General features: G+C 65.1%; 13 protein-coding genes. 9 read left to right on the forward strand and 4 right to left on the reverse strand.

Annotated elements, in window-relative coordinates:
• The 5 genes from KDH09_14455 to KDH09_14475 all read left to right on the forward strand — a co-directional run.
• Nucleotides 1-1,071, forward strand: a 1,071-nt coding sequence (locus tag KDH09_14455) for an AMP-binding protein (GenBank protein ID MCB0220897.1), incomplete at its 5' end; no start/stop codon positions are given.
• Between the two features lie 30 nt (nt 1,072-1,101).
• Nucleotides 1,102-1,443, forward strand: a complete 342-nt coding sequence (locus KDH09_14460) for a hypothetical protein (protein MCB0220898.1) — start codon at nt 1,102-1,104, stop codon at nt 1,441-1,443.
• A gap of 251 nt (nt 1,444-1,694) precedes the next feature.
• Entirely contained in the window at nt 1,695-3,386 is a 1,692-nt protein-coding gene (locus tag KDH09_14465; protein MCB0220899.1) for a hypothetical protein, read from the forward strand.
• 160 nt (nt 3,387-3,546) lie between these two features.
• Nucleotides 3,547-3,759 (forward strand): dodecin domain-containing protein, encoded by a 213-nt coding sequence (locus KDH09_14470; GenBank protein MCB0220900.1) that lies wholly within the window; start codon nt 3,547-3,549, stop codon nt 3,757-3,759.
• A 221-nt stretch (nt 3,760-3,980) separates the two neighbouring features.
• Nucleotides 3,981-4,301 (forward strand): TRL-like family protein, encoded by a 321-nt coding sequence (locus KDH09_14475; protein MCB0220901.1) that lies wholly within the window; start codon nt 3,981-3,983, stop codon nt 4,299-4,301.
• 74 nt (nt 4,302-4,375) lie between these two features.
• Here the strand turns inward: KDH09_14475 and KDH09_14480 are convergent, their stop codons facing one another.
• From KDH09_14480 to KDH09_14490, 3 genes are all read right to left on the reverse strand, one after another.
• Nucleotides 4,376-5,290 carry an SDR family NAD(P)-dependent oxidoreductase gene (locus KDH09_14480; GenBank protein ID MCB0220902.1) on the reverse strand — a complete coding sequence of 305 codons (915 nt, stop codon included), beginning with the start codon at nt 5,288-5,290 and terminating at the stop codon, nt 4,376-4,378.
• Between the two features lie 87 nt (nt 5,291-5,377).
• Nucleotides 5,378-6,793: a hypothetical protein gene (locus tag KDH09_14485; GenBank protein MCB0220903.1), complete on the reverse strand. Its 1,416-nt coding sequence runs from the start codon at nt 6,791-6,793 to the stop codon at nt 5,378-5,380.
• Nucleotides 6,790-7,521: a hypothetical protein gene (locus KDH09_14490; protein MCB0220904.1), complete on the reverse strand. Its 732-nt coding sequence runs from the start codon at nt 7,519-7,521 to the stop codon at nt 6,790-6,792. Before KDH09_14490 ends, KDH09_14485 begins: the two co-directional genes overlap by 4 nt.
• A 420-nt stretch (nt 7,522-7,941) precedes the next feature.
• Here KDH09_14490 and KDH09_14495 point away from each other — a divergent pair, with 420 nt between their 5' ends.
• The 4 genes from KDH09_14495 (at nt 7,942) to KDH09_14510 (ending at nt 12,677) form a co-directional block, all read left to right on the forward strand.
• Complete coding sequence (locus KDH09_14495; protein MCB0220905.1) at nt 7,942-9,342, forward strand: hypothetical protein; 1,401 nt, start codon at nt 7,942-7,944, stop codon at nt 9,340-9,342.
• A gap of 120 nt (nt 9,343-9,462) precedes the next feature.
• Entirely contained in the window at nt 9,463-10,629 is a 1,167-nt protein-coding gene (locus KDH09_14500; protein ID MCB0220906.1) for an acetyl-CoA acetyltransferase, read from the forward strand.
• Between the two features lie 314 nt (nt 10,630-10,943).
• On the forward strand, nt 10,944-12,068 hold the full coding sequence (locus KDH09_14505) for a hypothetical protein (protein ID MCB0220907.1): 1,125 nt from the start codon (nt 10,944-10,946) through the stop codon (nt 12,066-12,068).
• Between the two features lie 168 nt (nt 12,069-12,236).
• Nucleotides 12,237-12,677, forward strand: a complete 441-nt coding sequence (locus KDH09_14510; GenBank protein MCB0220908.1) for a hypothetical protein — start codon at nt 12,237-12,239, stop codon at nt 12,675-12,677.
• On the opposite strand, the gene KDH09_14515 is transcribed toward KDH09_14510, so the two are convergent.
• Nucleotides 12,678-13,069 (reverse strand): hypothetical protein (locus KDH09_14515; protein ID MCB0220909.1); only part of this gene is annotated, 392 nt, incomplete at its 5' end.

Consider the following 13,069-nt stretch of genomic DNA (forward strand, 5'->3'; position numbering starts at 1 on the left):
ATCTTCGACTTGAAGCCCGACGACATCTTCTGGTGCACCGCCGACATCGGCTGGATCACCGGACACAGCTACGTGGTCTACGGTGCGCTGGCCAACGGCGTGACGACCGTGATGTATGAGGGCGCGCCCGACTATCCCGACAAGGACCGCTTCTGGAACATCATCCAGAAGCTTCGCCCGACGATTTTCTACACCGCGCCCACGGCCATTCGCGCCTTCATCAAGTGGGGCGATGAATACGTGCGCGGCCGCGATCTCTCGAGCCTGCGCCTGCTGGGAACGGTGGGCGAGCCCATCAATCCCGAGGCCTGGATCTGGTACCATCGCAAGATCGGAAGCGGCGCGTGTCCCATCGTCGATACCTGGTGGCAGACCGAGACCGGCGGCATCATGATCTCGCCCATGCCCGGCGCCATTCCCACAAAGCCGGGCTCGTGCACCAAGCCCTTCTTCGGCGTCGACGCCGACATCTTCGACGAGCAGGGCAACCCCTGCGCGCCCGGAGAGGGCGGCTACCTGGTCATCAAGAAGCCCTGGCCGGGCATGATGCTGGGCGTGTGGGGCGACGAGCAGCGCTACAAGGACACCTACTGGAGCAAGTTCGGCCCGGAGATCTACTTCCCCGGTGACGGCGCCTACAAGGACAAGGACGGCTACTTCTGGGTCGTGGGCCGCATCGACGACGTGGTGAACATCTCGGGCCACCGCCTGGGCACCGCCGAGGTCGAGAGCGCGCTGGTCTCCCACCCGAAGGTGGCCGAGGCCGCCGTGGTCGGAAAACCCCATGAGCTCAAGGGCCAGTGCATCGAGGCCTTCGTGAGCCTGACGGCGGGCACCGAGCCCAGCCACGAGCTGGCCGACGAGCTCAAGGCCCACGTGGCCAAGGAAATCGGCGCCCTGGCGCGGCCCGAGGCCATTCGCTTTACCCAGGCGCTTCCCAAGACGCGTTCGGGTAAAATCATGCGCCGGCTCTTGCGCGACATCGCCGCGGGCAAGGAAACCCAGGGCGATACCACTACGCTCGAAGACGCGGGCGTCCTGGCAAGCATTCGCGCAACGGACGAAGACTAGTTTTGCAGGCGGGGCAGAGGAGCGAGCCCAATGGCAGGCGCAGAAGAACTCAAGGGCGCGCGCCCGGAAAAGCGCGTCGAAGCAGAACCCTGGAGCCCGAACACCACGTACTGGGGTACCTTCGTGCTCGGCGTCGTTGCCGCTGTTGCCGGTGAGAGCGTCATCCGGCACCTGGGCATCTGGGCGAGTGCGGGCCTGGGGCTCGCGTTCCTCTTCTTCGTGGGCTTTCTCACCAGGTGGGCAGTGAGCCGCCTGCACGAGGGCGAGTACGAGGGCAAGGACAAGCGCCTGGCGCTGCACGAGGGCGCCGGCTTCTTCGGCGTCTTCGCCGGCCTGCTCGTCGGCGGGCTCAGCGTGGCGCTCCTGATCTAGCGGCAAGCCCGGCGGAACGTAACAGTCATAAAAAGGCGGCCCATGCGGGCCGCCTTTTCCATGTTCCGCCGCGCACTTGCCCGTGCTAAACTTCTACCCGGTTCGGCAACCTTGCGTCGCGGTCACCCGGCACCCAGCCGGGTAGGGGAACCGAGCGAGAAGCCACAAATTACATTTTGCATCAGGGGACGCTCGGAATGAGAAGACCGGAACGGCGCACGAGTGCGCGTGCAATGACGCGGATGCTTGCAGTGGCATTGACGATATTCTCGGCGCAGGCCTGCGCCACCTATGAAACCAGCATCCGCAGCGGCAGCACCAAGACCAGCCGCGAGGTGATCGCGCCGAAGATTACCCGCGATTCCTACGAGTTCGATATCTCCCGGAATGTGGTCTACGGCGGCACGACTATCACGGACATCACCCTCACGCTCAAGGAGAACATGCGCGGCCCCATGGAGGACGTGAAGACCTGGGAGTGGCGCTGCGTCCAGACCGAGTGGAATCCGGGATTGCCCCTTCTTGGCGTAGCAGGTGCTGCGCTCACACCCGCCTTCATGCTGATCGAGGCGATGGAGGGCGGAAAATCCATCATCGGTGACATGTGGGACACGATTTTTTCCGGACACCAGCAGGGAGCGAGCACGCAGGGGCCCTGGATCATCGGAAAGGACACGACCCAGGACGTCCCCGCTACGACCGGGGGCTGCAAGCTCGGCGATCCGCGCCACGTCACTCCCACCGACGAGATCTGGCGCACGACCCGTCCGGCCTCGGGCGAGAAGATTCTGATCGAAGTGAGCGCAAAGCCTGAAGGAATTCTCGATGCGAGCGCCGTGGCGAAGGAACTCTCCACCAACGCGAGCGGCGAGGCGAAGTTCTCCATGGTGGAACTCTACAAGGCCATGAAGGGCCCGCCCTCGGAAGTGCGGATCCTCTTCAAGCCTGCGAATGCGCCCGAGCTTGCCAAGCTCCGCGTGGACGATGGCAGCTCGCCCACGACCCTCTATGGCGTCGTGCAGGAGATCAAGTTCCAGGAACGCGAGCGCAGCTTCGAGAAAACCCACGAGGAGTCCCTCAAGGAACTGCTCAGTCTCAAGCAGACCTACGAAAAAGAACTCAAGCGCGGTGAGTTCGAGGGGCGGGTTGCCTACAACGACCGCATTGCCGAAGTGCGCCGCCAGAACCTCGCCAACATCGACAACCTCTCCCAGAACCTGCGCAGCACGGTTCGGCTGGGCACTTACGACCCCGATGCTTTTATCTTCCCGCTGGAGTTCAGCAGCGACCTTTCGCCGATTGCGAAAAACCGCAAGTACGTGGCCAAGGTGCCGCTGCAGGTCGCCAAGCAGGTCAAGGAAGACCAGAGCGAGTTCCGTTTCCGGCCTTTTGTCGATTCAAACTCCGCCCTTGAAGTGGCGATTGCCGGTGGTGTGATCGAGAACCGTCGCACGGGAGAGAGCTACGAAGTCTCCTGGTATGCAGAAGGCGGCAAGCTTCCCCAGCGCATGGCGAGCATGAAACTTGGTAGTGGCACGCCCCAGGGCGTGGCGATCTATCCGTTCCGTGCCAGCGGCGGGGCTGAGGAAGCCTTCGCCGAGGCGATCACTTCGCTCTTTGGAACGAGCCTCTCGGGCCAGTCCAAGTGCGTGCGCATCGTGGGCGAGGACGTGATCGAGGATCTGGCCAAGCAGATGGCCCTCGAACAGCAGTGCGGCACCGAGTCCTGCCAGATCGACTTGGCCTCGGCGGCCAAGGCGGAGTTCATGATCCGCGGCGACCTAACCAAGCTCAACAAAAAGTATTACCTGACGGCCACGCTCATCGACCTGGCGACCAAGGAAACCCTTGGCTCCAACAAGGTGGAATCGAGCGAAGCGCAGATCGCCGAGAAGGCCGACCAGCTCGCCAGTGCGATCTCGGGAACGATCGGCTGTAAGTAGCGATCAACCTATGGAACACGACAGGGCGGCCCCCTCCGAACCGGAGCGGGTCGCTCTTTGTCTTTGGCGTCGGGACATCCCTTGGGGCCCGGGGCGTTGTATGGTAGCCCTGATAAGGACATGCCAGGCAGATGCTGCGTTCGCAGCGGAAAGGATTCCAATGAGCGAACACGTCTACAAACACATTGAGGTAACCGGCTCCTCGCCCAAGAGCATCGAGGCCGCCATCGAGCGCGCGCTGGACGTTGCGTCCAAGAGCGTCAAGAACATGCGCTGGTTCGAGGTGACCGAAACCCGCGGGCACATCGTCGACCAGAAGGTCGGCCACTACCAGGTTACGCTGAAGATCGGGTTCACGATCGAAGGCAGCTGACGCAAATTGAGACGATTGTTGCGGCTCCCCCCGGATGCGGGTGGGAGCCGCTTTTCTTTGGGATCCGCGAACGCGAAAAAAACGCACCGATTGCTTGTCAAATCGGACAAGTTCGGTTGCGCCCGGGCGCAACCGGCAGTACGATGCGCCAATCAAAACAATCCCGAAAGGGCGAAATCCCGGCCGAGGCAATTTTGGGTCAGGGACGGAGGAGGACTCGTATGAAGATTGGAAAGCTCAAGTATCTGGTGATCGCGGCTGTCGCGACGACATTCATGGGTTGCGCGGCCGGTGTCGCGCCGGTCAACGGCGGTTGGTACACCAACGTGCATGGCCCGGTGACGGCCACCACCAACACGGCCGGTGCCAAGAGCGGCAAGGCCTGCGCCACGAGCATCCTGGGCGTCGTCGCGACCGGCGACGCGTCCATCGAGGAAGCCAAGAAGGCCGGCGGCATCACCAAGGTGACGAACGTCGACTACCACACCACCTCGGTGCTGGGTCTGTTCGCGGAGTTCTGCACCATCGCCCACGGCGAATAATTGCAGTAATTCGATTCCAAAAAAGGGCGGCCCTTTCGGGCCGCCCTTTTTCTTTGCGCTGAATCTTGTGAGGCCTAGAAGAGCGGCTCGTAGCTGAGCACCCCGCCGCTCGTCGTGAGCGGCGAGAAGTCTCCGGCGAAGGCCTCGGGCATGATGTCGGCCACGTCCTGGGGGCTCCATCCGCCGTTCTTGTGGAGGCTGCGAACCGGGCGCGGCAGGCTGAAGAGAATGATCTCGTTGCCGCGCACGCAGAAGACCTGGCCGGTAATCTTGCGCTCGCCGGCATCATCGCTTCCCAGGTAACAGCACAGCGGGGCGATCTGCTTGGGGTCCATCTTCTTGAGGTTTTCAAGGCGCTTGTTGTCGGGATCGTCGCCGCCGGGAATCGACTGGGTAAGGCGCGTCCACGCAAAGGGCGCCACGCAGTTGACGCGCACGCCGAACTTCTCCATGTCCAGGGCCGCGTTGCGTGAAAAACCGACGATGCCCAGCTTGGCCGCGCCGTAGTTGGTCTGGCCGTAATTGCCGAGAAGCCCCGAGGTGCTGGTGAAGTTGATCACCGAGCCCCCGCCCTGGTCGCGGAAGGTCTGCACCGCCGCGCGGGTCGTGTTGAAGGTGCCCTTGAGGTGCACCGCGATGACGGCGTCCCATTCCTCTTCGGTCATGCGGTGAAAGATGCGGTCGCGCAGGATGCCCGCGTTGTTCACCACGATGTCGAGACGACCGAACTCATCGACGGCCTGGCGTACCATTTCATTGGCATCGTCAAAGCTCGCGACGCTGCCATAGTTCGAAGCGGCCTTGCCGCCCTTGGCCTTGATCTCGTCGACCACCTGGTCGGCGAGCTTGGTTTCCTTGCCCTCGCCGCCGATGTCGGCTCCCAGATCGTTGACGATCACGGCCGCGCCCTGCTCGGCCATCATGAGGGCGATTTCCTTGCCGATTCCCCGGCCCGAGCCGGTGATGATTGCTACCTTGCCTTTGAGCATGTTTCTCTCCTGCGAAAAGTGTCAGCGCGGAAACGCGCGCGGTAGGCGGGGCGGAAAAACGCCCCCGGCGCGGGCCGTCGCTGCGGATTACGTGCGCGTGCCTTCGTACCTGATTCCCGGGGCGCCCGCAAGACGCTCCCAGAGCAGCGCGCCCTCGATGCCCATTCCCGCCAGCAGCATCAGCCGGTGCAGGGCCAGCGCGGCAGCGGGCGCGATCTCCAGCAGGCGGTGCTGGATCTGTTCGGCATTTCCCGCAAGGCCCGGCGCCAGCGCGCACAGCGGCACGTAGAGCAGGCAGGGGGCAAGCAATAGCCAGCGCGAGAGCGCAGACGGGCGCCGCTCCCCTTTGGGGATGAGCGCAAGCGCCGCGCACCCGAAGAAGAGCGCCCAGGCGATGAGGCTCGCATTGCCGGGATGGAGCATGAGCTCGCGCCCGAATTCCAGCGCGCCGGCCGGGCCGTGCCAGAGACCGCCGAGCTCGGCGGTGACGGGCAGCAGCCGCGGCGCGATGCCCGGGAATGCCAGTTCTGCCGCGCCCACGGCGGCAAGCGGCAGGGCAATGAGCGCGCTGCCCGCCCACAGGGGCGCGGCGCGCGCGCCGCTTTGGATCGAGACGAGCGCGCTCAGCGGCAGCAACAGCGCCCATGATTGCTTTCCAAGAAAGGGCGCCGCGCACGCGAGCAACGCGGCCAGCAGGTAGCGCCGCGCGCCGGAGTCTTCCTCATCCTTCCCTTTTTCAACGAGCAGCAGCAGGCAGGCATAAAGCGCGGCGAGCAGCGGGCTCGCCCCGCCCGAGGCGGCGCCAGCCTGCGCATCGGCAAGTTGTCCCGGAAGCAGCGCGACGAGTGCAATGAGGAAGATCCCGCCCTCGACCGGGCGGCGGCGGGTTTCCATCCAGAGAATCCACAGCGCGCACAGATAACCCGAGAGCGAAGCCAGCGAGAGCAGGCGCTCGTCGAAGCCCCCGGCGGCGCGGCCCATGAGCCCTGCAAGGGCCGATGCAAGCGGCGATTCGGGCACGGCGGGGAGCAGGTCATTGGCGCCGCGCATCGCCCACGCTCCGGTGGAGAGAACCTTGGCGGCAAAGACCACCTCGATGCGGCTGGTGTTCGCCGCCAGCGGCACGCGCAGCGCCAGCACGACGGTGATGCCCAGCAACACGAAGATCGCCAGCGCGGCGAGAACTTCAGCCGGGTAACGCCTTCCCGGCGGCGCCGGGGGCAGGGCGCGCGCGCCAAGCAGGTGCGCGCGCAGACCGAAGACCAGGCCGGTCAGCAGCGCCAGCAGCAGCCAGGGAACCATCGCGCCTGCTGCGCCGGGGAGCGCGAAGAGCAGGGGGGCGGTGACGGTGCCTGAGACAAAGAGCCCCAGCGCCGGTGCCAGCGCCGCGCCGCGCGAGCGCGCGCCCGCCCAGTGGGCAAGGGCCAGCCCGGCAAGCGGCGTCAGCGTGAGCGCGCCGCCAAGCCACAGCACAAGGCGCAGCACGAAGAGCCACTCGCTCACCGCTGCGCCTCCACCTGCCGGGAAAAGCCCGGCCAGTAATCGGGAATCGGCGCGCCCGGGTCGCGCCAGGAATAGGCATCGCCGCGATCGCACTGATAGATGATCGCATCGAGCTGCGCGGCGCTCTGACCATCGAGGCCCGCTTCGCAGTCTTTGAGCCACAGTCGCTCGGTGCGCCGGGGGTAGAGCTCGTAGGCAAGGATCTCGCTCTCAAGGAGGTCCTGGTAATCGGATTCGCCCACCTGCACCGCCAGGGCAACGGGCCCGCTGCCCGCCGGCGCATCGCGCAGAAGCCTAGGAATGTTGAGCCGCAGGCTGCGCGATTCGTGGATCGCCATGCGGCGCGCCTCGAAGCTGCCCGCGCCGAGCGTCTGGTCCCAGGAGAGCAGCAGCGTGCTCACCGGCAGCGCCGCCACTCCGACGAGCGCGCCCACCGTGACGCCAATCCGCAGGAGCTGGCGCGCCCCCGCGCCCGGCCGGGCGTCCTTGCCGACTTCTTCACCAAAGGACGCGGGAAAGGCCCAGCCCACAAAGGAAGTACGCCGCAGGGTGAAGATCGTATAGGAAAGCCCGCTCAGCACGCTGAGCGCAAAGCCCACATAGGCCAGCGCCGCCTCGATCTCCGAGGTCGCCATCATCTGGTCGCGCCGCGCCCCCAGCCACACCCAGGGGATGAAACAGAAGATGCTCAGGCTTAAAAGCCAGATGTTGGTCAGGAGGGCGCGCATGGTGTGGGGAAGTGTAGCTGGAAGGGGATTGACATTCGAGCGGCACTGGAGGGGATTCGTCCACGTCCACGTCCACGTCCACGTCCACGTCCACGTCCACGTCCACGTCCACGGACGCTTCGCGTCTTCATTGTTTGTCGTGGACGAAATTCCCTGCTCCCCCTTCGGGGGAGCTGTCGCCGCAAGTGACTGAGGGGGTTGCGCAGACGGCGATCAGCTTTGCAGCGTGCTGGTACCAGCACCCCCTCAGCCCGGCGTTGCCGGACAGCTCCCCCGAAGGGGGAGCAGGGATTGACATGCCCTCATTGAACCCCGCTCACCCAGCTCCTTGCTCCCCCTTTGGAGGCTCGGGTATAGACCCCACTCGCGCAGGGCGGGCCGGGCCTGCCGCGCGCAATTTCCTTCGGAGCACACATCGCAATGGCTGGAATCACTGGCTACGGACTGCACTTTGCGGCTTATCGGTTGCCGCACGAGAAGATCGCCTCGGCCTGGGAAGGCCGCTCGGCCAAGGGGGAGAAGGCGGTGGCCTGCGCCGATGAGGACGCGCTCACCTTTGCCTCGGACGCCGCGGCCGACCTGATGGGCGAGGCCGATGCCTCGGCCTTCGGCGGGATCTTCTTCGCCTCGACCACTTCGCCGTTCTCCGAGAAATCCTCGGCGGCCTTTCTCGCCCACTGCTACCGCCTGCCCAAGGGCGCGCTCACCGGTGATTTTGCGGGTACCCGACGCGCGGCCTCGACGGCGGTGAAGGCCGCCCTCGACGCGGTAAGGGCCGGCAGTGCCGACAACATCATCGTGACGGCCGGCGACGCGCGCACGGCCGAGCCCGGCGGGCCCCTTGAGCAGGTGACCGGCGACGGGGGCGCGGCGCTGTGTATCGGCAGCAAGAACGTCGTGGCCGAGATCCTCGGCGCGGCCAGCGTTTCCGAGAACACCTACGACGAATACCGCGTGGCCGGCGATGACTTCGTGAACGCCGGCGACCAGCGTTTTGCCATGGGACACAACTTCGTGCCGGCGGTGAGCGAGGCCATCACGCAGGCGCTCGCCAGTGCGAAGGTTGCCGCCGGTGACATCGCCTGGACCGCCATCGGCGCCGACAATGCCAAGGTGCTCGCTGCCGTGGCCAAGAAGACGGGTCTCAAGCCCGACTCGCTGCTGCCCGCCTACCTCAATGAAGTGGGGTATCTTGGCGCGCCCCAGCCGCTCGTGACGCTGGCGCAGGCCCTCGAGAAGGCCAAGCCCGGCGAGAAGATCCTCTGGGTCGCCTACGGCGACGGGGCCGATGCCTACGTGCTCGAAGTGACCGAGGAAGTGAAGAAGATACAGGGCTCCAAGGTCGAAGCCGCGCTGGCCGACAAGCGCCCGATGAAGAGCTATGAGAAGTATCTCAAATTCCGCGGCGTCTTCAAGCTCGAGACCCCCGGTCCCGAAGAGACGCCCGTCCTGCACTGGAACGAGCGCGAGTGGAACCTCCCGCTCATGGCCGACAAGTGCCCCGACTGCGAGCTCGTCTACTTCCCGCCCCAGGCGCTTTGCATGCGGTGCGGATCGCGCGCGGTGAAGATCCGGGTGCCCATTTCCCGTCGGGGCAAGATCTTCACCTATACCAAGGATTACCTGGTTGCCAATCCCGACTCCCCGCAGATGACCTGCGTGGTGACGGCAGAGAACGGCGCGCGGCTGTTTTTACAGGGAACCGACTTCGAGGAAGCCGACGTGGACATCGACGTCCCGGTGGAGTTCGCCCTGCGGCGGCTCCACGACGGCGGCGAGTTCCCGGTGTATTATTGGAAGTGCCGCCCTGCGGCCCGCTAGGAAGGTTTAACCACGGATGAACACAGATGAACACGGATACAAGGCAGGATTGATTCAGGCCTTCTGATCTGTGTCCATCCGTGGCCATCTGTGGTTCCATTCCGATAGAGGATTTAAGTCATGGCAGGTTCAATCAAGGACAAGGTCGCGATCGTTGGCGCCGGGTGCGTGAAGTTCGGCGACAATTTCGAGCGCAGCTACACGGACATGGCCACCGAGGCCGGTCTGCTGGCGATGAAGGACGCAGGCATCGAGTCCGACCGCATCGAGGCGGCGTGGCTGGGCACCTACCTGCCCAACAACGGGCTGGGAAAAGCGGGCTCGTCCATCTCGGATCCGCTGCACCTCTACGGCATTCCCATCACCCGCGTCGAGAACTACTGCGCCACGGGCACCGATGCCTTCCGCAACGCGGCCATTGCGGTTGCTTCGGGCATGTATGACGTCGTCCTGGTGCTGGGATGCGAGAAAATGAAGGACCGCGCCGCCCGCGGCATCCCGCGCGTGGAACACCCCTCCATCGGCAAGGGCACCAGCGCCCCGGCGCTGTTTGCGCTGGCAGCCAATCGCTACATGAAGGAATTCGGCATGACCCGCGAGACGCTGGCCAAGGTAGCGGTGAAGAACCACTACAACGGCGCGCGCAACAAGCTCGCCCACATGCAGAAGGAAGTGACCGAGGATCAGGTGCTCAGCGCGCCGATGATCTCGTATCCCTTCGGGCTCTTCGACTGCTGCCCCACGACCGACGGCGCCGCGGCGCTGATCCTGTGCAAGGCGGAGATTGCGAAGCAATTCCGCGACGACCCGGTGCTCGTCAAGGGCGTGGGGCTCGCCGCCTATTCGCACAAGCCCTACTACGACCCGACTTTTGATTATCTGGGATTCCTCTCCACGCAGAAGGCGGCGTCCATGGCCTACGAAATGGCGGGGGTGAAAGACCCGGCCAAGGAAATCGACCTGGCCGAGGTGCACGACTGTTTTACCTGGACCGAGATCACCAACTACGAGGACCTTGGATTCTGCAAGAAGGGCGAGGGCCGCCACCTCATCGAGGAGGGCCGCACCGCGCTCACCGGTGACATCCCGGTCAATCCCTCGGGCGGTCTCAAGAGTTTTGGCCACCCCATCGGGGCCTCGGGTGTGCGGATGCTCTACGAAGTGACCACCCAGCTTCGCGGCCAGGGCGGCGAGCGTCAGGTAAAGGACGCCAGGCTCGGCCTCGCGCACAACGTCGGCGGCCCGGGCGCGGTCTCCTGCGTGAGTGTGCTGGGGCGGGCTGACTAAAAGAAGCATCCGTCGCCTGGTTTCCCCTCCGGGGGAGCTGTCGCCACAGGCGACTGAGGGGGATGCGCAGACGGCGACCAGGCCTCTGAAGCGAGTGCCGGTACCGGCACCCCCTCAGTCCTCCTCCGCAAAGCTCCGTCGGACAGCTCCCCCGGTGGGGGAGCAGGGGCGGTGCTCACGCTCCCCCGACACAAACACGTCACACAGAACCATCACGCGGGGCGGGGGCAAACCCTCGCCCCGTTTGCGTCGAGCGGCTAGGATGCCGCCCGTCGGCGCGCGTGAGCGCGTCTTGCCCACGGAGACAAGTGCTTATGACTCCCCAGAACCTCTTCAAGTTCATTCTGCCGGTTCTTGCCGCCCTTGTGCTCGGCGCCTGCGGCGGCGCGGCGAAGACCGCCGTGCCCGCAAAGAGCGCCGCGCCCGCGCGCGCGCCGGCGGCGGCCAACGACATCCCGATCGCCGTCTACGGCCTCAAGGAAACCCTCTGGGTGAGCGCAAAGATGGACGACGTCGAGGAGATCTGGGTCGGCGTGCTCGAGAAAAAACTCGATGCCGCGGGCTTTCGCGTGGTGCGTCCCTACGAGGACCGCGCCGCGGAGCCCCAGCTCTGGGTGCGCATTCATCTCGATGGCAACTTGATCGGCGGCGAGATCAAGGGCTTTCTCGAAGTGCGCCACTACGACCACGACTGGGATACCGGCGAGGGGCTCGCTGAGCGCTACTACACGGCCGAGAAACCCTGCGGCACGCTGGGCGATCCCGACCCCAAGATTCCCGAAGAAAAGTGGAACACCCTCTTTGCAGAGGCCTGCCTGACCGGGTTGGTTGATGACTTTGTTGTCTCGAAGCAACTGGCCTGGCACCTCGACAACATGCCCACGGCGCGGGCGCGCGCGCAGGCCGCGCCCAAGGGCGTCGCCTTCTCCGTGCCGGGCATGGGCGAGGATGAGATGCGCATGAGCGCCCAGGGCGCGCCGGTTGTCGCCATGCGCGGCGCCACCGCCGGAGGGGACGAGGCCGTTGTCACAGGCGGCGATGCGCGCGTGGCGTTCTTTGCGCTGCAGCCCCAGCGCGAGGCCGAGCCCGCGCTGATTCAAGTAATCGAGCCCATCGTCGCGGCCGCCTTTGCCGATTCCTGCGCCGCGCGCGTTCCCGAAGAACAGCTCGCCGCCGCTGTGAAGGAAATCGGCGCCGAGGCAGAGAACTGCGCGAGCGATATCTGCCGCATCCGCATCGCCGAGACCGCCGGTGCGCGCTTCTACGTGAGCGGCGCGCTGGCCAAGGTGGGCGAGCAGTATCTTTTGACCCTGCGCCTCATGGACGTCGCCGCCAGGCGCCCGGTCGCCACCCTCGACGAAGCCGCCAGCGCTGCGACGCTGGTGGACGCGGCGAAGAAGACCGCCGGGAAACTGGCGGGGAAGATTGTGTGTAAATAACCATACAGCCCCTGCTCCCCCGCGGCGGGGGAGCTGCCCGCGCGAGCGGGCTGAGGGGGTTTGCGAGCCTGCGCAAAGGCTCTGAAAACAACGAACACCAACTTGCACACCCCCTTCTGCCCTCCGGGCATCTCCCCCCGGCGCGGGGGGAGAGGGAAAGGTTGTTTGATGAAAACCCTCCAAAAACTCACCCTCGTTCTGTTTCTTCTGCTGATGCTCCCCTCCTGCGGGGAGGAAGTGCAGCTCGTCATCCACAACCGCAGCGGGCAGGACGTTGTGCTCCATCGCAAGGGGTGGATCGACTACCCGATTCCCGACGGCGGTGAGCGCACCATTCCGCTCATTCACTTCATCCTGAGCACGACCTACATCGAGGCCGACGGCGAGCGCTGGACCTACCCCGACGCGCCCGAAGCTCTGAACGCCGCCAGCAGCGGCGCCGCACGCAGCTACATCTTCCGCAACAGCGATGATGAGCCCGAGCTCATCGTGCGGCTGGGACAGGGCGGCCGCCTCGACCTGCTGCGCGTCCATGAGAGCGGCAAGATCGTCCGCCCCAGAGAACAGCCGCCGGGCTTCCCGCTGTGGCCGTACGCGCTGGCGCAGTAGCTAGAGAGTGCGTTGAGCTTCTTCTGATTCTGATGCAGGGCACGACAGGCGCGCGGTGAGTCCCTTGGCAAAGCGCGCGAAGAGCGCACTCTCGTCTTCGCCGGGTTCTCCCGCAAGCAAGTGCCGGGCAATCGCATTGCCGCCGGGCTCGAATATTACGGTGTTGAGCAAGAGGCGATTCTCGTAAGTGGCAATGCTGCCGGCGACGCGATAGCCGGGACGAATTGGCAGCACGTTGTATATGTCGTGTAGTTCATGTCGTCCGAGAACAGGATCCAGCACGCGGTTTGTCTGCACGTTGGCCGCGCGGGAACCGCTACTGATGCATGGGCTCTGGCCTGCTGTTCCGATGAGCGCGTTGGTGAGAGCATTTGCACTCGCTTCACTGGCAG

This window comes from Chrysiogenia bacterium (assembly GCA_020434085.1).
Taxonomy (GTDB): Bacteria; JAGRBM01; JAGRBM01; order JAGRBM01; family JAGRBM01; genus JAGRBM01.

Coding starts and splice junctions, on each gene's coding strand:
- KDH09_14460 (MCB0220898.1), top strand. CDS start 1,102: ATGGCAGGCGCAGAAGAACTCAAGGGCGCGCGCCCGGAAAAGCGCGTC.
- KDH09_14470 (MCB0220900.1), top strand. CDS start 3,547: ATGAGCGAACACGTCTACAAACACATTGAGGTAACCGGCTCCTCGCCC.
- KDH09_14475 (MCB0220901.1), top strand. CDS start 3,981: ATGAAGATTGGAAAGCTCAAGTATCTGGTGATCGCGGCTGTCGCGACG.
- KDH09_14480 (MCB0220902.1), bottom strand. CDS start 5,290: ATGCTCAAAGGCAAGGTAGCAATCATCACCGGCTCGGGCCGGGGAATC.
- KDH09_14490 (MCB0220904.1), bottom strand. CDS start 7,521: ATGCGCGCCCTCCTGACCAACATCTGGCTTTTAAGCCTGAGCATCTTC.
- KDH09_14495 (MCB0220905.1), top strand. CDS start 7,942: ATGGCTGGAATCACTGGCTACGGACTGCACTTTGCGGCTTATCGGTTG.
- KDH09_14500 (MCB0220906.1), top strand. CDS start 9,463: ATGGCAGGTTCAATCAAGGACAAGGTCGCGATCGTTGGCGCCGGGTGC.
- KDH09_14505 (MCB0220907.1), top strand. CDS start 10,944: ATGACTCCCCAGAACCTCTTCAAGTTCATTCTGCCGGTTCTTGCCGCC.
- KDH09_14510 (MCB0220908.1), top strand. CDS start 12,237: ATGAAAACCCTCCAAAAACTCACCCTCGTTCTGTTTCTTCTGCTGATG.